This is a genomic window from Brevundimonas sp., from assembly GCF_965227765.1.
Lineage (GTDB): Bacteria > Pseudomonadota > Alphaproteobacteria > Caulobacterales > Caulobacteraceae > Brevundimonas.
The window spans coordinates 2,520,944-2,543,132 of record NZ_OZ245778.1 but is presented as its reverse complement, the minus strand read 5'-3'; the positions used below and the strand labels follow the sequence as shown (position 1 = coordinate 2,543,132).

17 protein-coding genes and 1 tRNA gene are annotated in these 22,189 nt (G+C 62.2%); 9 read left to right on the top strand and 9 right to left on the bottom strand.

Annotated features, from left to right (window positions below; all coding sequences use genetic code 11):
• The first annotated feature begins 65 nt into the window (after window positions 1-65).
• Entirely contained in the window at window positions 66-3,374 is a 3,309-nt protein-coding gene (locus ACO05L_RS12265; protein ID WP_421729447.1) for a TM0106 family RecB-like putative nuclease, read from the top strand.
• Window positions 3,375-3,627: 253 nt separating this feature from the next.
• Window positions 3,628-4,845 carry a tyrosine-type recombinase/integrase gene (locus ACO05L_RS12260; RefSeq protein ID WP_421729446.1) on the top strand — a complete coding sequence of 406 codons (1,218 nt, stop codon included), beginning with the start codon at window positions 3,628-3,630 and terminating at the stop codon, window positions 4,843-4,845.
• Window positions 4,846-5,079: 234 nt separating this feature from the next.
• Here the strand turns inward: ACO05L_RS12260 and ACO05L_RS12255 are convergent, their stop codons facing one another.
• On the bottom strand, window positions 5,080-5,559 hold the full coding sequence (locus tag ACO05L_RS12255; protein WP_421729445.1) for an RNA polymerase sigma factor: 480 nt from the start codon (window positions 5,557-5,559) through the stop codon (window positions 5,080-5,082).
• A 637-nt stretch (window positions 5,560-6,196) separates the two neighbouring features.
• Between ACO05L_RS12255 and ACO05L_RS12250 the strand changes: the two genes are divergently transcribed.
• On the top strand, window positions 6,197-7,441 hold the full coding sequence (locus ACO05L_RS12250; protein ID WP_421729444.1) for a type VI secretion protein: 1,245 nt from the start codon (window positions 6,197-6,199) through the stop codon (window positions 7,439-7,441).
• On the opposite strand, the gene ACO05L_RS12245 is transcribed toward ACO05L_RS12250, so the two are convergent.
• Both ACO05L_RS12245 and ACO05L_RS12240 read right to left on the bottom strand, forming a co-directional pair.
• The gene (locus ACO05L_RS12245; protein WP_421729443.1) at window positions 7,438-7,716 is read right to left on the bottom strand and encodes a hypothetical protein; all 279 of its coding nucleotides are present in this window, start codon (window positions 7,714-7,716) and stop codon (window positions 7,438-7,440) included. The genes ACO05L_RS12250 and ACO05L_RS12245 overlap by 4 nt on opposite strands.
• Window positions 7,717-7,907: 191 nt before the next feature.
• Window positions 7,908-8,840 (bottom strand): HEPN domain-containing protein, encoded by a 933-nt coding sequence (locus tag ACO05L_RS12240; RefSeq protein ID WP_421729442.1) that lies wholly within the window; start codon window positions 8,838-8,840, stop codon window positions 7,908-7,910.
• A 549-nt stretch (window positions 8,841-9,389) separates the two neighbouring features.
• Here ACO05L_RS12240 and ACO05L_RS12235 point away from each other — a divergent pair.
• Genes ACO05L_RS12235 through ACO05L_RS12220 form a run of 4 tightly spaced genes read left to right on the top strand, consistent with a single transcriptional unit; the run spans window position 9,390 to window position 15,376 of the window.
• Window positions 9,390-10,676: a DNA cytosine methyltransferase gene (locus ACO05L_RS12235; RefSeq protein WP_421729441.1), complete on the top strand. Its 1,287-nt coding sequence runs from the start codon at window positions 9,390-9,392 to the stop codon at window positions 10,674-10,676.
• The gene (locus tag ACO05L_RS12230) at window positions 10,640-12,217 is read left to right on the top strand and encodes an ATP-binding protein (RefSeq protein ID WP_421729440.1); all 1,578 of its coding nucleotides are present in this window, start codon (window positions 10,640-10,642) and stop codon (window positions 12,215-12,217) included. The genes ACO05L_RS12235 and ACO05L_RS12230 overlap by 37 nt, the downstream gene beginning before the upstream one ends.
• Window positions 12,218-12,236: 19 nt before the next feature.
• The gene (locus ACO05L_RS12225) at window positions 12,237-14,405 is read left to right on the top strand and encodes a Z1 domain-containing protein (RefSeq protein WP_421729439.1); all 2,169 of its coding nucleotides are present in this window, start codon (window positions 12,237-12,239) and stop codon (window positions 14,403-14,405) included.
• Between the two features lie 2 nt (window positions 14,406-14,407).
• Complete coding sequence (locus tag ACO05L_RS12220) at window positions 14,408-15,376, top strand: PD-(D/E)XK motif protein (protein WP_421729438.1); 969 nt, start codon at window positions 14,408-14,410, stop codon at window positions 15,374-15,376.
• A gap of 20 nt (window positions 15,377-15,396) precedes the next feature.
• Here ACO05L_RS12220 and ACO05L_RS12215 read toward each other — a convergent pair whose 3' ends face one another.
• The 4 genes from ACO05L_RS12215 to ACO05L_RS12200 form a co-directional block, all read right to left on the bottom strand.
• Window positions 15,397-16,782 carry a restriction endonuclease gene (locus tag ACO05L_RS12215; RefSeq protein WP_421729437.1) on the bottom strand — a complete coding sequence of 462 codons (1,386 nt, stop codon included), beginning with the start codon at window positions 16,780-16,782 and terminating at the stop codon, window positions 15,397-15,399.
• Window positions 16,779-17,837, bottom strand: coding sequence for a DNA cytosine methyltransferase (locus tag ACO05L_RS12210; protein WP_421729436.1), 1,059 nt, complete (start codon window positions 17,835-17,837; stop codon window positions 16,779-16,781). The genes ACO05L_RS12215 and ACO05L_RS12210 overlap by 4 nt, the downstream gene beginning before the upstream one ends.
• Window positions 17,834-18,946, bottom strand: a complete 1,113-nt coding sequence (locus ACO05L_RS12205; RefSeq protein ID WP_421729435.1) for a DNA cytosine methyltransferase — start codon at window positions 18,944-18,946, stop codon at window positions 17,834-17,836. Before ACO05L_RS12205 ends, ACO05L_RS12210 begins: the two co-directional genes overlap by 4 nt.
• Before the next feature lie 97 nt (window positions 18,947-19,043).
• Window positions 19,044-19,847 carry an HNH endonuclease gene (locus ACO05L_RS12200; protein WP_421731689.1) on the bottom strand — a complete coding sequence of 268 codons (804 nt, stop codon included), beginning with the start codon at window positions 19,845-19,847 and terminating at the stop codon, window positions 19,044-19,046.
• Window positions 19,848-19,857: 10 nt separating this feature from the next.
• Between ACO05L_RS12200 and ACO05L_RS12195 the strand changes: the two genes are divergently transcribed.
• Window positions 19,858-20,451 carry a hypothetical protein gene (locus ACO05L_RS12195; protein ID WP_421729434.1) on the top strand — a complete coding sequence of 198 codons (594 nt, stop codon included), beginning with the start codon at window positions 19,858-19,860 and terminating at the stop codon, window positions 20,449-20,451.
• Between the two features lie 258 nt (window positions 20,452-20,709).
• On the opposite strand, the gene ACO05L_RS12190 is transcribed toward ACO05L_RS12195, so the two are convergent.
• Window positions 20,710-20,799 (bottom strand) — tRNA-Ser (locus ACO05L_RS12190).
• Between the two features lie 161 nt (window positions 20,800-20,960).
• Between ACO05L_RS12190 and msrA the strand changes: the two genes are divergently transcribed.
• The gene (gene msrA, locus ACO05L_RS12185; protein WP_421729433.1) at window positions 20,961-21,611 is read left to right on the top strand and encodes a peptide-methionine (S)-S-oxide reductase MsrA; all 651 of its coding nucleotides are present in this window, start codon (window positions 20,961-20,963) and stop codon (window positions 21,609-21,611) included.
• A 47-nt stretch (window positions 21,612-21,658) separates the two neighbouring features.
• Here the strand turns inward: msrA and ACO05L_RS12180 are convergent, their stop codons facing one another.
• Window positions 21,659-22,180 carry a hypothetical protein gene (locus ACO05L_RS12180; RefSeq protein ID WP_421729432.1) on the bottom strand — a complete coding sequence of 174 codons (522 nt, stop codon included), beginning with the start codon at window positions 22,178-22,180 and terminating at the stop codon, window positions 21,659-21,661.
• Between the last annotated feature and the right edge of the window lie 9 nt (window positions 22,181-22,189).

The following is a 22,189-nucleotide window of genomic DNA, read 5'->3' as shown; positions in this document are numbered from 1 at the left end:
CGCGCGTGACAGCCTGATCAATGCACGGCACGGTGTAGCTAAAAGACGGAGGAACGCTTGTGAGAATGATCGACGGCGCGTTGCGCCTCTCTGCGTCGGATTTGATGCGTTTCAAGGGTTGCGCCCACGCCATCGCACTTGATCTGCGCATGCTCGAACGGGCGGATTTGACGCCTGACGACGACAGTGAGGAGGCCGAACTCCTTCAGCGCCAGGGCGATGACCATGAGTTGGCGTTTCTTGAGTCTCTCAAATCCCAAGGCCGATCGATCATCGAGATTCCCAAGGATGGGATCACACTAGAAGAGTCGGTCAACCTGACACGGGAGGCTCTTATGAAAGGGCCGGACATCGTCTTTCAGGGTGCCTTCCTCGGCGGGGCGTGGGGCGGTTACTCGGACTTCTTGGAACGTGTTGATCGGCCGTCGAAGCTCGGCAACTACGCCTACGAGGTCGTGGACACCAAGCTCAAGCGCTCGCCCCATCCCAAGCACATCCTTCAGCTAGCGCTCTATTCGGATCTTCTGGAGGACATTCAGGGCGTCGCCCCGGAACACGCGCATCTGCAGCTGGGAGACGGGTCTCGCTTCTCGGCTCCGTTGGCCGAGTTCTCCGCCTATGCGCGCCTGTCACGCGGCAAACTTGAGGCCTTCGTCGCCGATCGGCCGGGGACCCGCTCCGAGCCCGTCGCTACCTGTGGTTTGTGCCGCTGGCGTTCGACCTGCAAACAGGAATGGGACCAAGCCGACAGCCTCTCCCTCGTCGCCGGAATAACCCGCAGTCAGCGCGCCAAACTCGAGAGCGCCGGCGTTGGGACAATGGCCGCGCTCGGCGTCTATGCGGGTCGTGCGCCGAACCTGTCCACAACTACCCAGGCACGGCTGAGTATCCAGGCACGTCTTCAGACCGACCGCCGGGCGGGCGGACCACCGTCCTTCGTACTGCGGACGCCGGAGCACGGGAAGGGCTTCGGGCTATTGCCGGAACCGGACGAAGGCGACCTCTTCTATGACATTGAGGGAGATCCGTATTTTCCGGAAGGCCTCGAATACCTTCACGGCTTCTGGCTCAAGTCCGATGGACAATGGATGTTCAAGGCTTTCTGGGCGCACGACCGTGAGGCTGAAGGACAGGCCACGGCAGCTCTTCTTTCCTTTTTGGTCGAGCATCTGGCCGCGCATCCGAAGGCGCACATCTATCACTATGCCCACTACGAACTAACCGCGCTGCGCAGGCTCACCGCGCGGCATCGCGTCGGCGAAGCGGCGATGGATCAGTTGCAACGGGAACTCCGCTTCGTCGATCTGTTCCGGGTGGTCTCTGGCGGTTTGATCGCATCCGAAGCAGGGTACTCCATCAAGGACCTGGAGGCCTTCTACATGGAGAAGCGCGCCGGCGACGTCGCCACCGCGGGCGCCAGTGTGGTCGTCTACGAAAGGTGGCGGGAGAGCCAGGACCCCGCCCTCCTAGAGCAGATCCGAGCATACAATGAGACCGATTGTCGTTCGACGCAGCTCTTGCGGGATTGGCTGATCGAAAAGGTGCGGCCGCAGGACCTCGTCTGGCGCCAACCTGGGCCGGCGCCAGAGGCTGGCCCCCTCGCGAACGTCGCCGAGGAGGAGGCAGAGATGGCCGCGCTCCGCGCGCGCCTAGAGCCGGTGTTCGAGCGCTACGGCCCGGACATTGGCGCCTTGCTCCTGGACCTCGGCGGATTCCACGCGCGCGAAGACAAGCCGACCTGGTGGGCGATCTTTGACCGTCTGTCGCGTGAAAGCGATGACTTGCTGGATGACCTCGACTGCCTGGCGGGCTTGGAGGCCACAGGGCCTGCGGTCCCCGACAAACGATCCTTCCAGCGCACCTACGCCTACCCAGCCCAAGAGACGAAGCTGCGCGCAACCAAACGCCCTTGCGCCAAACCTGCCGAGAAACCGATCGGGGTGGAGATATCGGGGATGGACGCCACCCGACGCACGGTTATCTTGAGAAGCACGGCCAAGAACTTCGTCCTCCCAGATAGGCTGGACCTGATCCCGCCGATGCCGATCAAGAATACGACGCTTCGGGACGCCATCGTCGCGGTGAGGGAGGGTTTCATCAACGCTGCTCCCGTTCGTGCGGTGGAGGATCTTCTCCTGCGTTTGCCGCCCCGGTTCACCAACGGCGACCGACCCTACGGGATCATCGATCCATCGCAGCCACTGCCCGAAGAGACCAGCCGCGCCATCCTCGCCATGGACGATACGACCTTGGCGATCCAAGGGCCGCCCGGGACTGGAAAAACCTATGTCAGCGCACTAGCAATCGTCGATCTTGTCCGCAGCGGCCGGAGGGTCGCCGTATCGTCCAACAGCCACAAGGCTATTTCCAATCTCCTCGAAGCGGTGGCCGTCCGGGCCCGGGCGACCGGAACGCCCTGCCGGATCGTTCAGAAAACCTCCGACGAGACGGAGAACGCCGGGGCTTCCGACATCGTTACCGTCACCGACAACAATGCCCCGGAACTCATGGCTGCCCAGGTCGTCGGCGCCACGGCCTGGCATTTCGCCCGCTACGACACGGCTGCCTTCAGTCACCTGTTCGTCGACGAAGCAGGCCAGGTGTCCCTCGCTAATCTGATCGCCATGGCGCGATCGTCGGACAATCTGGTTCTAGTCGGCGATCCCATGCAGTTGGCGCAACCCCTTCAAGGGTTGCACCCCGGGCTCAGCGCCCAGTCCTGTCTGGAGTATCTAATGGACGGCCATCGCGTCGTTCCGCCGGAGCGCGGCGTGTTCATGCCCGTCAGCCGGCGCATGCATCCCGATGTTTGTGATTTCATCTCGCGTGCGGTCTACGAAAGTCGTCTCCAGAGTGACGAGGGCGCCGCAGCCCAGCGCCTCACCGATGCCTCCGGGGAGAGCCTTGTCGGCGCCCGGTTCATGCCCGTCGCCCATGAGGGACGTTCCCAAGTCTGTCCTGAAGAGATCGATGCCGTACTCAATGCCGTCCATTCCCTGACAGGGACAGTCTTCCATGACCGCGACGGGGTGCAGCGCCCCATCGGCCACGGCGATATCCTTGTGGTCGCGCCTTATAACGCTCAGGTGAACGCGTTGCGCGAACGTTTGCCGCAAGCCATTCGGGTCGGGACGGTAGACCGCTTCCAAGGCCAAGAAGCGCCGATCTGTTTGATCTCCATGACGACTTCAAGCGCTGAAGAACTTCCTCGAGACATTGAGTTCCTTTTCTCGCTCAACCGGATCAACGTTGCGATCTCCAGGGCCCAAGTCACCGCCCTGATGTTCGCCAGCCCTGCGCTGCTTGAAGTTCCCTGCCGCACGACCCGCGAGATGTCCTTGGTCAACACCCTGTGCATGCTGGCTGAGTGGTAATCCGGGGCGACAAGCGGACATTCCGAACAACTGCTTTGAGTGAACTTCAGCCCTTCGCGGCGCACTCTGGGCAATCACCGTGCGTGACTCATTGTGGGTAGGGCGCGCAGCGGTTGCGCAACGCCCTGACGGCCGTCGAGCGGATCGTCGTCCAGCAGAGGCTGGTCGTGTTGCTGCCCACGGGGCGGATTCACGTACCGCCGATTTCATGCGAGTCTGAGCTCCATGATTTGCAGGAGCGATGGAGGGCGCGATGCCCAGGCTTACGGAGCCATTGGGACCTTTGTCGGTGTCGAGGCTGAGCAAACCGGGCCTGCATGCGGTCGGGGGCGTGCCGGGCCTGGCGCTTCAGGTGTTGCCGACCGGTGGACGAACCTGGATTCTTCGGACGATCATCGGCAATCGTCGCCGCGAGATGGGCTTGGGCGGTTACCCAGCCGTGACGCTGGCCATGGCGCGAGAGGCGGCCCGTGAAGCGCGGGAGCTCATTCGGCGCGGGATCGATCCGATCGACGCCGCGAGGGAGGCGAGAGAAGCCCTTAAGGTGACGCCGACCGTCGCCTATACATTCAAGGCTGCTGCAGAAGCCTACATCGCTGCGCACGAAGCCAGCTGGAAGAACCCCAAACATCGGGACCAGTGGACCGCTACGCTAAAAAACTACGCCTATCCTGTCATGGGTAAGCTCGACGTTGCGGCCATCGAGCTCCCGCACGTCATGCGGGTTCTCGAGCCGATCTGGCTCAAGAAAACTGAAACCGCCAAGCGACTACGGGGGCGGATCGAAATGGTGCTCGACTGGGCCGGCGCTCGGGGCTTTCGAGAAGGGCCGAACCCTGCCCGCTGGCGTGGCCATCTCGACAAGCTTCTGGCCAAGCCTTCGAAGGTGCACAGGATCGTTCACCATCGCGCTCTGCCCATCGATGGGATCAGCGCCTTCATGACCAGGCTGCGCGCAGCCGAAGGCGTCGGGGCGCGGGCGCTGGAGTTCGCCATTCTGACGGCGGCGCGTTCCGGCGAGGTTCGGGGGGCGACCTGGAAGGAGATCGACCTCGACGCCCGGCTCTGGACCATCAGCGCCGAGCGCATGAAGGCCTCGCGCGAACATCGTGCTCCGCTATCCGATGCTGCAGTTTCCGTGTTGAAAGCCATGCCGCCGGGGCGGCCCGATAGCTATGTGTTTCGCGCGGCTCATGGCGGCCGGCTGTCTGACATGACGATATCGTCCGTGCTTCGTCGACTGGACGTCGACGCCGTGCCTCACGGCTTTCGCTCGACGTTCCGTGACTGGGTCGCCGAGCGGACGGCCTATCCGAACGAGGTCGCCGAAATGGCCTTGGCGCACGCTGTGGGGAACAAGGTCGAGGCCGCCTATCGGCGAGGCGACCTGTTCGAGAAGCGCCTCGCCATGATGAATGATTGGGCCGAGTTCTGTGCGAGGAAGCCTGTGCCGTCGGCCAGATCGGATTGAGGAACTGAGTTACCTAGCAGCCTGGCGGGTCTCGGCCGAGCCTCCGGCATGGTTCGCCCGAGCGATACGATTCCTCGGAACTTAGGCGCTAACCTCCGAGGAATTGAATCGTGGATCTGGGCTTTCACTTCAGTCCCGTTCTTGCGATGCCTATTCACCGCATATGTTGCGGTGAATAGGCGGCGCAATCACCGCAGCAGGATTTTCCTGGCAGAGGTCGAGCGGGGACCTTCGTTACTCGCGTAGCTGCGCGGCGCAGTAGGCCAGAGCCTTGGTCATCCGCCATTCGACGGTCTTGGGCGATATGCCCAGATGGTCTGCGATCTGCTGTTGGCTCATGGCCCCGAACCGGCTCAGCACGAAGACGTCCCGCAGCTTCTCGGGCATGCCCAGGATGATGTCCTTCAGGACGATGGTCTCGACCTGGTCGGCGGCGGTGGTTTGAGCCCGCGTCGCGAGCAGGGGCTGTTCGAGCGCCGCCCGGTTCCGTTTCTGGCGATAGCCGTTGAGGAAGACATTCCTGGCGACCTGAAGCAGGAAGGCCTTCGGCTTCAGGATCTCGATGGTCGCCGCATGACGCGTCACGCGCAGGTAGGTTTCCTGCAACAGGTCATCGGCGACCTCTCTGCCGAATTTGTGCTGCAGGGTTCGAAGCAGCCAGGGGCTATAGGCGCGGAACAGCGCCTCGGGATCGCTTCCCTTGGGAAGCGTCAAGGATGGGTTTGCACTCCGGCCGCCAGACGCCACTTCGTCGCCTCCGATGACAAGGCGGGATGTCGCCACATCCCGAGCTCGGTGCGAGGCAAGCGTAAAGGCTTGCAGGCGCGTTTGGGCACGCATGAACAGCCATGCGGTTTCGGCCTGCTTGTTCGCTTCGTCTCAACCGAGGTTCTCACGCCTCGACGCCGCTCAGCGGCGCATCGACAGCATGAATCACCTGCGCAACCATGGCAAGTGCGGCCGAATGGCGTTCGTTGGGAGTGCAAGCTTGACGGTTTGGTGCGCCGGGCGTTGAGAACATGGTTGAGCCATGCGCCGCCGCCTTTAGCCGAAGCTTGGACATACGCGGGGGCCGCCCGGGCGGAGGAAAGCTAGCCGAACCTCAGGCTGCCGCAAAGCTGGTTGCCCGTTTGAAGTTCTCTGAGGCTGGCTTGGGTTCTCGGGAAACGAAAGCCATCACGGGTAAACAACAGCTCAGCGACAGATCGGGAGGGCAAGATAAAAGAGGGTGTGTTCGCTTCGCTTTTGTCCTTTCGTTTCCATCCTCTAGCGAGCGCTCCCGACCGGTTCTGCGACTTGTGACGACTTGCGGCGGTTGAGAGCGGTTTCGCACCCCCTGGGAGGCGTCGTCATGACCGTCCGCAGCATCATCGAAGACCGCATATCGGCCCTGTCCGGTTCGGACGGCGATGACCTCCAGATCCGTCTCGCCGCGAGCCAGAAGCGCGACGGCTCCATCCGGACCTCGATGTTGAAGCGGCTCTCAACGTCGATGCGCTTCAGCTATGGCGCCAAGGCGGGGGCGCTGAAGACGGCGGCCAAGCGATCTGGCGCCGCCTTCCGTGCGGACGTGCGCCAGCGGGTCATCGTCAAGGCGCTGGTGTCACGCCACCTCGGCAAGGGCCTGGCGCGGGGCAAGGCGCTGGCGGCCCATGTCCGCTATCTTGGCCGAGACGGCGCCGGGCAGGACGGTGAGGCGGGGGCCTTCTTCGACCGTAGCAGCGACGCCGTCGATGGGGCTGAGCGGACCCAGGACTGGGCCGAGCATCGCCACCACTTCCGCTTCATCGTCTCGCCGGAGCATGGCGACCGCATCGCCGATCTGCGCGACTACACCCGCGACGTGATGGGCAGGGTCTGCGCCGACCTCGGCGAGCCGAACCTGCCCTGGATGGCGGTTTGCCACTTCGATACGGATCAGCCCCACGCCCACGTCCTGATGCCGGGGCGACGAGCGAACGGACGCGACCTGGTCATTCCCCGCGACTACGTAAGCTATGGGTTTCGAGCTCGGGCCCAGGAGGCGGCGCAGGAGCGCCTGGGCGACCTTTCCCGTCTCGACGCTGAGCGACGTGTCTGGCGGGAAACCCAGAGGGACGGCTTCACCAGCTTCGACCGGCGGTTGCTGGCGTCGATGGACGGGGAGGGGATGGTCGCGGACGCCATGGGTGGTCGAAATGCCTGGGCGGCTCTGACGCGGGGCCGTCTGGCCCATCTGGAGGGCCTCGGACTGGCGGAGCGGCAAGGGCGTCGGTTCAGGCTCGCGGATGACCTGGAGGGCAGGCTGCGGCGGTTACAGGTCTCGAAGGACGTCATTCGTACCTTGAACGAGCGCCGGTTAGAGACGGGACGGACGGCCGAAATCTTCCGCGAGGGGAGGGTGGCGGGGCAGGTGATGAAGGCCGGCTTCCACGATGAACTCGGCGCCTCGCCCTTCGTGGTTCTCAAGGACGCCAAGGGGGTCGAACATTACGCGCGGCTGGCGGTCGGAACGTCCCTTCCCTCCGTCGGCGCGCAAACGACTCTTGGTGTCGATGCGCGAGGAATGATGCGGGTTGTACCGGGAATAGCGCGGGGGGCCGGGCTCGGGCTTTAGGGCGCAACCGGGGTGTTCCATTCGCCGGATCGGCGCGGCTGCCGGGAGGACGAGCGCAATCCTGTCAGCTGGCTCCGCGCCCAGTCGTGCAGTCGCTGGCGAGGGTAGTAGGGCGTGCGGCCGAGATGCATACAGGGTGGGCCGTCGGATCGCGTGCTGAAGATCTTGGCCAACGTCCCTGGCGAGCGGCGGATACCCATGCGCAGCAGTTCGGTGGACGCCTCCTTGCGGGTCAGAAGAACGTCTTCGGTCTCTCCCAGGTAAAGGCCAGTCATTGCCGGTGCTCCTCGTTGAAGGACCCTATCCGGCGATGATGATCGGTAGGGGGTCAATGCGGCCGCTGAACCGCGATCACGCGCTGGATCTTTTCAGGATTGTTCAGGAAGTTTCAGCCGGTTTCACCACGTCCGATCCACTCACGCAGTCTCTCACGAACGTGATGGCAAACGGCCGTCCGCGTCCAAACTCAGGCGGTCTCGGCCTTAGATTGGAGTTCTCCGATCCTAGACTGGCAGAGGTCAGCGACGAGGTCGCGCAGCGCGCGGGCTCGGGCCATCAGCCATTCCAGGTCCTCAGCCGAGGCATCGTACTGATCGCTGTAGCGGGCTTCGACATAGGCGCGCTTCAGCAGCTCGAAGCGGCGACGGTCGCCGCGCTGCTCGCGCGGCCAGGCCTCGACAAGGCGTGTGTCCACGTCCTCTGCTAGGGAGCGCAGGAATTTGATGTTGTGAGAGCGTGGAAAATAGAAGGTGTGGACTAGCAGGAAGCAGGCGTAGGCCGTCTCGACGGCTTGATGGAGATTGAAGGCGGCATTCTTTCGCCAATCGGCATCCTCGACGCTTTCTTGGGACGAGATGCTTGCCAGCTTTAGGAAGCGATCAGTCGCCTTTAGCCAATGGGCGAGGTGCCGTTCGGCGGTGTTGACGGCATCTTCCGAAGTCATCGGCTGCGGCGTCGCCAAGGGATGGCCGGGCACGCCGTAGAGCGAGACGCCGTCCCGCACGATGTCAGTCCAGAAGTACTCGCCGCGCCGGAGCGCGTCGTTCACGTCCTGGAGGTCGTGGACGATGATGTTGACGGTCCGACCGATGGCGGGGTCGCGTAGGATCGCGTCCTCCGAGTTCCACCAGTAATCCGCGATGTTGGTCAGCTTCTCATGGCTGACGACGACCAGCAGATCGAAGTCGGAAAGGTAGCCGTTCTCCGGCTCATCGACCCAGTCCGTGCGCGCATATGAACCGAAGAGGATGATCTTCAGCACCATCCCGCCGCGCCGCCACTCCTGCGTGCCGCCCCCGCCGCCGTTCTTGGCCGCCTCGAAACCAGCCAGCAGCATGTCACGCACGCGCTCAAGCTCGCGCTGCTGCCGCTCCGGTAGATGATGCAAATCAGACCGCATGGGGTGATTCTAACCGAAAACCTCAGGACTGCATCAACCAACGGTCGAGGTCGGAGAGATTTACGCGTGGAACGCCTGCTCGGCGCCAGAACCGAACATTTAACGGTGCCGAAATTCGGACATGGAGGCAAATCGCAGGCAGCCTACAGTAGCCCCGCCAGTTCCGCGCATCTCGAAAGTTGTTGGTCAGATCAAACGGCAGGCCGCCAGAGCAGAGGCTGCGCGTATGGCGGAAGTACTTTGCCCAGGGGTCTTCACCAAGGGGCCCTTGGGGCGCGGGCCGGCGACCTACTGCATCCCCTGCTGTCTTAACCCGCGGTCGAACACGGCCTCGCTACCCCGTTAAACCCCCGACCGGCTGATCTGGGCAGGGCCTGGAACGCCGTACTGGTGATGGCTCTCGCAGTTGACCCCACGATGCCAGCCGCAGCGATGGTCTTTTCGGCCCAAACTCACCAATCCATGCGTGTGAGGACAGGGAACCGTTCTTCTCTGGCGGGAACTCCTTCCGATGCTATGGTGAGATTGGGGGGGCTGAGTCTGCACGCATTGCGCTTCATCGATTTGTTCGCTGGTCTCGGCGGCTTTCACGTCGCCTTGTCGCGACTGGGGCACAAGTGTGTTTTCGCCAGCGAGATCGACCCGCAGTTGCGAGGCCTTTACGAGCGAAATTTCGGATTGAAGGCGGCTGGTGACATCCGGGAGATCGATCTTGCGCAGGTTCCGGAGTTCGACGTGTTGTGCGCTGGCTTTCCCTGCCAACCGTTCTCCAAAGCCGGCCGCCAGGAGGGCTTCGATTGCGATCAGAATGGCGATCTGGCCGGCCTAATTATCCATTGGCTCCGACGCCGCCGCCCCCCGTTCTTCATCCTTGAGAATGTTCCGAACTTTCTTAAACACGATCAGGAGCGCAGTTGGCGCTGGCTGAGCCGAGAACTCCGTCACGCCGGCTATACGATCGACGCGCGCGTGCTTTCGGCCGACGAACTCGGCTTTCCCCAGATCCGCGAGCGGTTGTTTATTGTCGGGGCGCGGTCTGGGTTGGAAACATTCAACTGGCCTGCCCAAGTTCAGAACCGGCCGGTTCTACGTGATTTTCTAGAGTGCCACCCGCCGGAGGCGCGTCGTGTCTCTCCACAGGTCGATGCCGCGCTGGACGTCTGGCAATCTTTCCTCGACGCCTACCCCAAGGATCGCCGTAAACCCTGGTTTCCCATCTGGGCGGCGGAATTCGGGGCGACTTATCCGTTCGCCACGACGGGCCCCCTTGGCGTGCCGAGCGAGGCTCTTCGCACCTACACAGGCGCTTTCGGCCAAAGCCTGGCCTCATCCGATGACGCGGTACTGGCCGATCGCCTGCCACCCTATGCGCGATCCGCCAAAGCATTCCCGGATTGGAAGATCAAATTCATCCAGTCCAACCGGGATCTTTACGAGCAGAACCGGGACTGGATCGATCCCTGGATGCCCCGCCTCCGACCGTTCGAGCACAGTCTGCAGAAGTTCGAATGGAACTTCGAGGGCCGTTCGTTGGAGGACGCCGTCATTCAATTGCGGGGCTCAGGCGTGAGGGCGAAGGCTGCGGAGAGCGCTCCGACACTCGTTGCCGCCTCGTCGTCGCAAGTCCCGATCATCGGCTGGGAGAGGCGTTATTTGACAATCCGGGAGCGCGCCCGGCTCCAGGACCTCGGTGAATTGACTGGGCTTCCTGCGTCTCACGACGCAGCAAATCGTGCGCTCGGAAACGCTGTAAACGCAGGCGTCGCCGAACAGGTCGCTCTCAACCTACTGAGCACGGCTTGGCTTCAATCTTCTCGACAGTCGGCGGTTCTCTAATGGTCACCTTCGTCAATATTCGCCCCGGCGTCAGTATCCTGTCTGTCCTGCCGCACCTGAACTACAAACCTTGGTACGCCCTCGCCGAGTTCGTCGACAATGCGCTGCAGAGCTACACTGCGCTCCGACCCGCGCTGAGGAAAATCGAAGGATCTCGCTTTTCGCTGTCGATCGACATCGATATCGATCCCGGGGCGCAACGGATCACCATTCGCGACAATGCCGGAGGAATCGACGCTTCCGCCTTCCCCCGCGCGTTCCGACCTGCCGAGGCACCGCCTGACGCGAGCGGCCTGTCAGAGTTCGGCATGGGGATGAAAAGCGCAGCGGCGTGGTTCGCGCCGCGGTGGTCGGTCAGGACTTCGGCGCTCGGAGAGCCTGTCGAACGAACAATCCGGTTCGATATCGATCGGATCGTTCGCGACACGATCGAAGAACTGGAAGTGGAAAGCCGCAAGGTCGACGCCGACCTCCACTACACCGAGATCATTCTGGATGAGGTTCGCAAGATGCCTCAGACCAAAACCATCGGTAAAATTCGCGATCACCTTTCGAGCATCTATCGCTGCTTTACCCGCCGTGGGGATTTGGAGCTGCGGCTCAATGGCGAACCCCTCCTCTACGACGATCCGGAGATCCTGGTCGCTCCACACTTCAAGAAAAAGTCCGGCGAGCCGCGCCAATGGCGACACGAGGTGGACATCGCCCTCTCAGGTGGTCGTCGGGCCAAGGGGTTCGTGGCCATACGGGCGAGAGGTTCGACCGCCCGTGCGGGCTTGGCCCTTCTCAGGCGAGATCGATTGATCGAGGGGAGCGCGGACGAAACCTATCGGCCGCCGGAGATTTTTGGAGCCGCCAACTCCTACGCTTATCAACGCGTGTTCGGCGAAATCAACCTCATCGGGTTCAAGGTCAGTCATACCAAAGACGGTATCCGCTGGGACGAGGCCGAGGATGAGTTTGTCGCCAAGTTGAAGGCCGCCATCAACACAGCCGAAGCGCCCATCCTTGATCAGGCTTACAACTGGCGTTCGACTGATGCCGCCAAGGCCAACAGACCGGTCGCCCAAAAGGCGCTGGCCCAGCTAGAGTTGGAGGTTCAACCAGAGTCTCTGTCGGTTAAGCTCGAAAAGATCCAAGCCCTCGTCAACGAGGAGCGGCTTTCGGAGCCGCCGCAAAAGACTATGCGTGCGAAAGAGGATGACGTCTCTCAGCGCTTCGATGTCGATGTGGGCGGCGGTCGCTGGGAGGTGAGTCTGACGCTCGATTACAAAGACCCGACGTGCGACTGGTTTCGTATCAGCGATCACGCGACCGAAGCAAGCGGAGGCGTTCGTAAACTGGGCGTTCGTCTCGCCATGCTGCATCCGTTCAGTCAGCGTTACTTCACGGGTGCCGACGAACTGCAGATCCAAGGCTTGGCGCGTCTCGCGATCGCCTTGGCGCTTTCCGAAACCCTGGCGCGAGACGGCGGAGCCAAGATGGCCGGTCGGGTGCGGACGGCCCTGAACGAACTCCTCAGACTGAACCTGGCCAACTAGGCCCTAGATGAGAAGACGAATGAGCCAGCCGACGACGATTTTGATTGCTCCGAACACGGTCGAAGGACGGTTGTGGAACCCCGTTGCAGGCATCGAAGCGACTTCGCTCCTAGAGCGCAAACACTTCGATGACGCAGCCCAACAAAAGGTACTCGAGGAAAATCTGGAGATCATCGCACGCTGCCTTCCGCCCACCGCTGTCGCCGAGCAGCGTACGGGTCTTGTGATCGGCTACGTCCAAAGCGGCAAAACCCTGTCCTTCACAATGGTCACCGCCTTGGCGCGTGACAACGGCTACCGGCTCGTGATCGTCCTGGCCGGAACGAAGACCAATCTGCTCGATCAGAACGATGAGCGGTTGAAAGGGGATCTCGGGATCCTCGGCGAACGCGGCAAGTTTTGGCGCACCCTGGTCAATCCCAGACCCGAAGCCACGGAAAAGGAGAGTGTGAAGAGCGCTCTGGCGCTCTGGGATCGCTTCCCTCAGAAGGAACGCTGCCGGACGTTGATGATAGTGGTCATGAAAAACGCCTCCCGGCTCGATGACTTGCGAGCTCTTCTCGCGGCGTGCGATCTAAGCAAGACGTCCGCAATACTGATCGATGATGAGGGAGATCAGGCGGGTCTGAACACCAAGCATCGGCAAAACGATGAGAGCGCGACCTATGCAGCGATCCTGAATCTGCGCAGCGTAATCCCGAGCCATACCTATCTGCAGTATACAGCGACGCCGCAAGCGCCCCTGCTCATCAGTCGGATCGACGCACTGTCCCCGGAGTTCCAGCGCCTCCTCGAGCCCGGCGCCGGCTACGTCGGCGGACAACATCTCTTCAAGCGCAACTCCCCCTACATCTCCACAATCCCCGCCGCTGAGTTGCCGGGCGCGCACGACCCCAACGACGGTCCGCCGGCCTCGCTCGAATGCGCCATGCGCACGTTTTTCCTTGGGGTCGCCGCCGGCGTCATCGAGGGTCGAGAGGGTAATCGGACCATGATGGTGCATCCCTCGCATCTCACATCGATGCATGAGGCATATGCGACCTGGGCGCGCAGCGTGAAACAAAACTGGGAGACCGTGCTGCGGGACGAAGGTTCGCCGGACCAGCGCGACCTGCGTCGTGACTTTAAAGCGTCCTATGAAGATCTGGTCAAAACGGCCGAACTACCGCCCTTCGAAGATCTTTGGGGCGAACTCAGTTACGCGCTTGAAGACACGATGGTCCGGGTGGTCAACGCTTCGCGCGGCCGCATTCCAAAATTTCCATGGTCCGACAGCTACGCCTTTATCCTGGTCGGCGGCGCCGGTCTGGATCGGGGGTTCACAGTCGAAGGTTTGACGGTGACCTACATGCCTCGAGGCGCGGGGACGGGGACGGCCGACACGATCCAACAGCGTGCGCGCTTCTTCGGGTACAAGCGCGGGTATGTGGGCCTCATCCGGATCTTTGTAGACGCTGCCGTCTCAGACGCCTTCACCGCCTATGTGGAACACGAAGACAGCGTCCGCGGAGCACTTGCCGCCCATGGTGACCGACCGCTGAGTGAATGGCGCCGGCTCTTTTTCCTCGACAGCAGCCTCAGACCAACCCGCCGCTCCGTCATGGCTCTGGATACGATGCGGGGGCGCGCTAAGGACTGGGTGTGGAACCGCTACCCAGGACCTTCGCCCAAAGACAACACGGCTGTCGTTGACGCATTTCTTGCCAAGATCGATGGCCGCCTGACGGACGATCCTGAGGCCATCGAACATGGCTGGACAGGCGTGCAGCGCCACAAGGTTGCGAAGGCCCTGTCGCTCGACGAGATTTACGAGGAGCTGCTCGTCCCGTTGCGGCTGGACGATGAAGACGATGTCTTCGACTACACGCTCATGCTGCTGCAGATCCGTGCAGCGCTCGATGCCCGTGAAAGCGGCCAACTGCCCTTGCTCGGCGACGTCTATGTGATGAGCGGCGGTGACCGCCGGGAGCGGGCGATCAGGGCCGATGGCGCGATCGAAAACACGTTCCAGGGCGCCAACCCCAAATCCACCTACCCCGGAGACCGGGAACTCAAGACCAAGCAACGCTTCACCATCCAGGTCCACCGCCTCAAGCTCAAGACGCAAGGGCAGCCCGCCGTGGATGTTGTTGCGGTCAATGTGCCCGATCGCTATCGGCGTGACGGCGTGTTTCAGCCGGAGGACTGATAGTGTCCGAGGCGCTGCGCTCACTAAGGGCGGACCTGCTCCAAGAACTCCTCCCGGAGCAGGGGACGATCATCGCCTTCAGTCTTGACGAGATGCCCGTCTATCATCTGGGGCGAACGCCAGAGGGCTTCTTCTGCGCCTTTGTCGAAGCGCCAGGGGGCGTGGTCGACTATCGGCTTAAAAGCCTGGAGATCCGACAAGGCGTCCGATGTCGTCTGCGCCACCCTGGCGGCGGTGAACGTGAGACGACGGGAAGTCTCATCGTCTGCCGTACGACCCAGGACGCGTTGATCGACCTTTTCGTTCGTCTTTACGCCGACGCCATCGTTGCGTTTGGGCCTTGCCCGAGCGCCAACGACCTGGTGACCTGGCTTCATCAACTCGCGACGCTTCTCAGTCGCGCCGAGCAGGACGGCCGCAAACGCCTGCAGGGTCTTTGGGCCGAACTCGTCGTCATCCGCGAACTCGGAGATCCGGATCTATTGATCCGCCGGTGGCGTCCCGATCCCAGTGAGGCGTTTGATTTTCTAGCGTGTGGGTTCGCCCTGGAGGTGAAGAGTTGCCGGGATTTCTCTCGGGTGCACACCTACTCCTGGAACCAACTGCGGCCGCCCGAGGGGCTGGATGTCTGGGTGGCCTCGCTTGTTGTGCGCCGCGACCCTCAAGGGGTCAGCGTCCTCGATCTCTTGGCTGACATCGAGGATCATCTCCTAGATCCAGAACTCCGACACCTCGTTCGGGCCATCACCTTGGCCACCGCCGGCTCGCTCATTGAGGAAGACGACGACTACCGCTTCGACGCCGCCTTGGCGTGTGACAGCCTCAAGCTCTTCTCGATCGAGGCTGTTCCCGCTGTGGGCGGCGTGGCGGCGCCGGAGGTAGTGAGCATCACGGTTCAAACCCGGTGCGATGGGCTTGTCGACATCGGGTCGTCCGCTGAAGCGTGTGCGCGCCTGTCGGCAGGGCCTTAGCGGTGGGTCTAGCGTAAAGTTCAATCGTCCGAAGGGGTGATCGGCTGACCTCGCTTCTGAACCATGACCTGCGAAGCGTTTTCGGCAACAAACGCCTGTAGGGCGGCGGCCCCTCCATCCAGATATCCGTTTACGGCCTCGCCGTTCAGCAGCACGAACTGCAGGTGGGTGTCTGCCGTAACCTGCCGCGCATAGGCCTTGGCCTCGCGCGAGAAATCCGAGGTGGTGACCACCGCCACGACATGGGATTTGCTGAAAATGGCCAGCCCGACTTCCTTGGCGACGTCACCCAGACTGACGCGACTTTTCACGCACTTGCACTGCACCTGCCACCGCGAGAACAGGAGCCTGCGGCCTTCGGCTGTAAGATCGACCTCCGCATAAGCGGTGTCCTTGCTGCGTTGACGGAAAGACCGGGGCTGCAGGCCTAGATCGATCATCATCCGAAGCGCCAATAACTCCAGTCCGAGCCCCCTGTCGTTGGCGCTTTCGCTTACCAAGAGCCGTTTGATCTCGCTGCGCGGCAGACTGATCTTGCCTCGGAGATCGGCGGGAATGACCTGGTTGAAGTCTGGGGTGACAGCGTCGATCGGAAGGTCCATCAACTTTGGCGTGGCCTGAACCCACCCGCTCTTTGCTCCCCGACCGCCAGATCGCTGTGTGCTCTCGATCCAGCCGGCTTCCGCCAACGGCCGGATGACTTTTCGGCTGAGTTGATCCTCGTCGAAGTGGGCCGAGTGGTCGGCGAGGCATTCGTCGGTGATCACTTTGGTGGGCGAGCCAGCCGGCTCCACTTCGGACAGCCGGCGCAAGATCTGAAGGAAGATGCTCTGATCCAAGGGCAAGGAGGTCAGTTCGCCTCGCTCCGAGGCTGAGATGCCCAGAACCGATTTCAGCACTTCGTCGTTCGGTCGGAAATTCTGCCGGCGGTCCTCGAACAGCCCGGCCTGAACCATCCAGTTCAGGAGTGTGGTGTGGTCGGTCGTGGCGGCGGAAAGCTCCACGCCGAGAAGCGTCAATTCGCCCTTTAGGCTGTCCTTGGAGACCTTCTCGGCTTTGAGGTTCAGGGCGCGAACCGCCTCGATGAGTAAAATGCCGTTGCCGGTCGAGACGACGTGCGCTGCGAGGGCCTGAGCCGCTTCTTGTGGGCTGGCTGCTGCGGCTATGGTTTCCCCCGCCTGCGTCAACGACATCGTCTTGCGATCGAACAGGCCCAGACTGGTCAGGGTGGCGGGAACGTTGGTGCTAGCGCGCTTGTTGTCGATCGAACCGCCGAAATAGTCGTTGGCCCAACTCCGGACGATTGCCGTCCAGTCGGGCGCGAGCCGTTTGATCGTTTTTAAGGGCGCGCGGACATCGCCGATCAGTCCCGGCGAGAAGTCATTAAACGACGGAAGTCGGCTCATGCCGCCGCCTCCAGTCTCGACCCGAGATGTTCCGCCAGGACTCGCCCGACGGCCTGAGAGAGCTGGGGCGGGACCGCATTTCCGATCTGACGCCACTGCTGTTCGGTTGTTCCCGCTAGAACGAAATCATCAGGGAAGGTCTGAAGCCGCTTGATCTCCTCGATCCGCAAGATGCGATTGCGCCAATGAAAGGGGCCCATATTGTTGGATCGCCGCGCTTGGATGGTCCAGGAGGGCATGTCGGGACTCAGCTTCAAGAGGAACGACCAGTAGCGGCCACGCCACTTGAAGCGGGGCACCGGATGCCCCCGCTTCTCCGTGAAATAAAGGTAGTTGTCTCCAGGCGGCACTTCTTTGAGAAGGTCATTGTGTTGGCCGCCGGCGAAGTGACCGATGTCCGATGCCGCCTCCTCGGTGTCCAGGTCAGACAAGACGTCGCCTGCTGTTTTCCAAGGTGCCAAGCCGCCTTGCCTGTCCTTTGAATGGGTTGGCGACGGCAGAGTAATCTTGCCCTCAAGAGAACCCAGGACGAAGCACCGCTCACGGATCTGAGGCACGCCGAAATCCGCGGCGTTCAAAACTCCCCACGTCACTGTGTAGCCGAGAGCTTCGGCGCGGGTGATGATTGTGTCCAAGGCGTCGCGGTGCACCGTGTAGGCGAGGCCCTTCACGTTCTCCATCAGGAAGGTGCGCGGCCGAAACCACTCAAGCGTCCGCAGAAAGCCATCGACGGTTTCCCAGCCATTGGGGTCCTCAAGGGCCCGCGGCATGTCCTGTCGATAGAAGCGGCTCTTTGAGAAGGGGGGGCACGGGGGGCCACCTGCGATCAGGTCCAACTCCCCTATATTTCCGCCAGCCGCGGCGACGAGGTCGGCCCGGGTCAGATCGCCGATCCGGCCCAAAGCGAAGGGAACGCCCGGAAAGTTGGCGGCCAAGGTCTTCTCGCAAAGCGGCTCAGCGTCGGTCGTCAGAACGGTCCTAAAGCCCGCAGAGTGCAGGCCCAGATCCAACCCTCCGCAACCGGTGAAAAGGCTCAGGCTGCGCAACGCGCTCACGCTACGGCCTCGAGTACAGAGCGCGCCATTGCAGCCGCCATCGGCGGAGGGACCGCATTGCCGATTTGACGCACGCGCTCACGCCGAGGCCCGGACAGCTGGTATCCCCTGGGGAAGCCCTGCAACGCCGCCATTTCAACAGTGCGCAGCCGCCGCGTGTCCCAGTGGAAAGGTCCCGTCCACGGCCCGGGCGAGGCGGCAATCGTCCAAGACGGGCGTTCGGGATCAAGCTTCAGAAGGAAATTCCAGAACCGGGTCTCGGTCACGAACGACGGCTCGGGATGACCCGCCCAAGAGGTGTGCGCCTTGTAGTTGGAGCCTGGCGGGACCGTTCTGAGGTGTTCGGCCCAGCGACCCGAAACGACCTCTTCCGGCTCAAAGAAGTCAGCCCCATCCAAACCGTGAAGGGCTTCCCGCGCCGTGACCGTCGGCTTCAAGCCCTCCGAGACCTCTCTACCTACTAGATGCGTCGGAAGGGGCGCAACGGGTTTGCGTTTGCGCGAGCCGAGCAGGAAGACGCGTTCACGGGTCTGAGCCACGCCGAAGCGCGCCGCATTGCCCAAGGTCTCGGTTACTTCATAGCCCGCGTCCAAGGCGGCTTGGCGAAAGCCATCGAGAACGGGCTTGTTTCTCGGGTGTCGGATGGAGGGGACGTTCTCGAAGACGAAGCCGTCCGCATTTGATTCATAGATCAGACGCCAGAACTCCTCGACCAGGGTGCGGCGCTCATCTGGCCGCGCCTGGGTGGGAGCCGCCGGGCGAACCAACACCTCCCCTGCCGCGCGCGCGCGACGATACCGCGACTCCTCGCCAGTCTCGACCCAGTAGGCGGCCTTGGAAAACGGCTGGCACGGCGCGCCGCCCACCACGATCAGGGGGTCCGATGGACTGAGCCCGCCCGCCTCCCTTAAACCGTCGCCAGAAAGGGTCGACACATCCGCCTGCACGACCTCGCCGTGCGTGGCCCGGTTCAAACGTAGTGTATCGCAGGCGTGCTGGTCCAACTCCACGGACGCCCTAACATCACACCCTGCCTGACCAGCGCCAATGCCGAGCCCGCCAGCTCCGGCGAATAGATCGATGACAGGAATGCCGCGGGTACGCGCCATAAAGCTAACCTTAAGAACAGAAGACGAACGCACCATCTATCACGATTCACAGCCCGGTCGCATGAGCTATCCGCAGCTGCGTCCGCAACTGACGCCATTAACTCAGCAGCCAGCCCCTATGAATGTTGGCCACCTTCACCAAACCTGGGTCGGGCCAGTGGGCTCCCCTTACAGGACCGAGCAGTTTTGAAGCCAAGGCGGAGAGAAATGCGCCTTGACCGCCGTCACGACCATCTGCGGCGAGTTGACCGAGTTGGTCGCTGGAGTGGTGCGTCGCAAAGCCGGTGTCGAAAGTGATCAAGCCTCGGTCGTAGGCCCGATGATGCAGGACGCACATTGCGACACCGTTTGTCACCAAGTCGGTGCTCAGCGGCTCACTTACGGGCAGCACGTGAGCGGCGTCTAGCAAGTCCAGTTGCAGACCACAGAAACCGCAGCGAAGCCCGTAGGCATTCAAAACCTTGGTGCGGAAGCGGCTGTCCCTTAAGGTTCGCAGGATGGTTTGCAGCACCTGTCGACGTTTAGGCGAGGCACCCGCATCAATGTCGGCGGGAGTGATCAAATCCGGCGTAGCGGCGATGTTAACCAAGAGACTCAGATCTGCGGCGACTGCCCCTGACTTGTGTAAGACCGCCGCCTGTCGGACATAGGTACTGAGCAGGTCAGGGCCGATGCCGAAGACAATCTCCTTGCTCGCTTTTTTATGCGGTCCAAGGCCTTGTTCAGCGGCTGCATCCAGCGCGCTCTCCGCGATCTGAATCGAGGGCGACGCTCCCAACAGCCCAAGATGCGTCGAGAGATCAAACCCGGCGAACACATCGCGCGATGGCTCATAGCCAAGGATCAGGGTTTGAACGTTGGGCGAGACCTTGAAGCCTGCCCCGACATTCGTGGGCTGGATACGCCACTCTGTGGACGCACGTCCCTTTCAGCCGGGCGTCAACACCCTCGCAGCGCTGTTCGAATTGGCCGACCGGGAGTTTCGCTACGTGCGCGATGAAACGCTCGCCGAAATCGCCAAGGCGGCGATCGAAGGCAACGCCGCCGACGAACAGATCGAGGCGGATCCAGGCGACGTTCCAGGCCAAGGGGAGGGCGAGGTCGAGCCTGGTCAACTCGCTCCTCTAAACGCGTTTCGGTTCCGGCGGATCGCTCACCACTTCTTTCCTCATTTCGATTTCGAGCCGCAGAAGGTTGACGGCTTCACAGCTGAGATCATCCGTTTGGAGCCCGCCATCAGTAGGAGCAAGTTCAACTACGATCTTCGCGAAAACGTCGGACTGGTTCGACGGTACCGAGATCATTTCTTGGCGGAGGCGGCGGGGAACACATTCAACGCCTTCACCGAGATACGTCACTGCCTCTACGTCGCTGACCCGGAAACGTTTGGAGAAATGCTCAACAATTTGGCCAAGGAGGCGTTCGAGGCTTGGCGGCGTGCGCATGGCGGTGAAGCCGCCGCGCCGGTTCCTCGCGCACCTCGAGCGCGGCGGCCGCGCCGCTAGCGACCCGTTTCAACTGACAACCTGAGTCGTGGCCTCCGCCACGCCATCTGATCGCGCCAGTTTGCAGGTCGATCGAACTCAGATGGAGGCTGAGGGTCGGCTTCGTCAGCAGCTGCTGGCTGCATAGCTTCCAAGCTGCAAGCACATGAAACCGATTGAAACGCGCTGAATGCCAAACCCCAAGCGCAAATACGCAGGTGGGTTGGATGGCGGGTGAGGAAGAAAATTTCCGAAAAAAATGTTTAAGAACAACGCGGATGGCGGACAGAGAGGGATTCGAACCCTCGGTAGGCTTTCACCTACACACGCTTTCCAAGCGTGCGCGATCGACCACTCCGCCACCTGTCCGTTTTCCACGACCTTCCCGCTAGGGGACCTTCGCGACGTCGGATGGTCGTCCGACGCGAGGCGAGGCTGATAGAACAGCATGACCCCCTCGGCAAGCGCCGCATTGCATCCCATATGGGTGAAAAGCCGTTTTCTGTGCTTATCCGACAAAGGAGTTCGCCATGCTGTTCCGCAAGGCCGCTGAAATGCCCACCGCCGACACCGCCCTGCCGGGCCGGGACACGCCTCTGGCGACCGACGAGGTCCACTTCGTCAACGGCCGCCCGCTGAAGGGGCCCTATCCCGAGGGTTTCGAGACAGCCATCTTCGGCATGGGCTGTTTCTGGGGCGTGGAGCGCAAGTTCTGGCAACTGCCGGGCGTCTGGGTGACTTCGGTCGGCTATTCCGGCGGGATCACGCCCAATCCGACCTATGAGGAGACCTGCACCGGCCTGACGGGACAGACCGAGGTGGTGAAGGTGGTCTTCAATCCGGCCGAGATCTCCTATGCCGAACTGCTGAAGACCTTCTGGGAGGGGCATGACCCGACCCAGGGAATGCGCCAGGGCAATGACGTGGGCACCACCTATCGGTCTGCCATCTATTATCTGGACGCGGATCAGCAGGCCCAGGCCGAGGCGTCGAGAGACGCCTATCAGTCGGCTTTGACGAAGGCGGGCAGAGGCGAGATTTCCACCGAGATCGCACCGGCCGGCGCCTATTATTACGCCGAGGGCTATCATCAGGGATATCTGGCCAAGAATCCGGCCGGTTATTGCGGCATCGGCGGGACGGGCGTTGTCTGTCCCATCGGGGTGGGCGTCGAGGCCTGAAGTCCTAGGAAAGGGCCGGGCAAATCTTGCCCGGCCTCACCAGGCCTCTATCCGCAGTCGGCGAAAAAGCGTTCGACGTTGGTCGCGCTTTCGGGGTGGGCGACATAGAGGTCGCGCCGCCCGTCGTGCAGGGACGCCATCCATCCCAGGCGGCGGAAGCGCTTGAATACCGGCACGTCAGTGTCGGCGCGGGCGTTGAGGATACGTCCGTGCAGTTCAGAAGGTTCGGACACCGCGCTGAACCTTTCGGTGTCGCCTCCGGATTCGAGATGGATCTCGTCCGCCGCATCGACGATGGCGAACAGGTCCAGTTTGCCGCTGCCTGCCTGGCAGGACAGGCCCATCATCACATCGTCGCTTTCGGCCATGCCAAACACCAGCGAGGCCTCGCCGCCTTCTACGTGGTAGTGCCAGTCATAGTCGGGGATGGGAGAGGGCGCGCCGGCCAAGGCTTCAGTCGTCGAACGGGAGCCGTCCACCGATGCGCAGGCGGCCGCCATAGCCGCCACAGACGCCACGGCCAGCCAGCGCAACGCCTTCTGTCCTGTCCCTTGCCTGTTGTGGTTCATTGTCGCCCC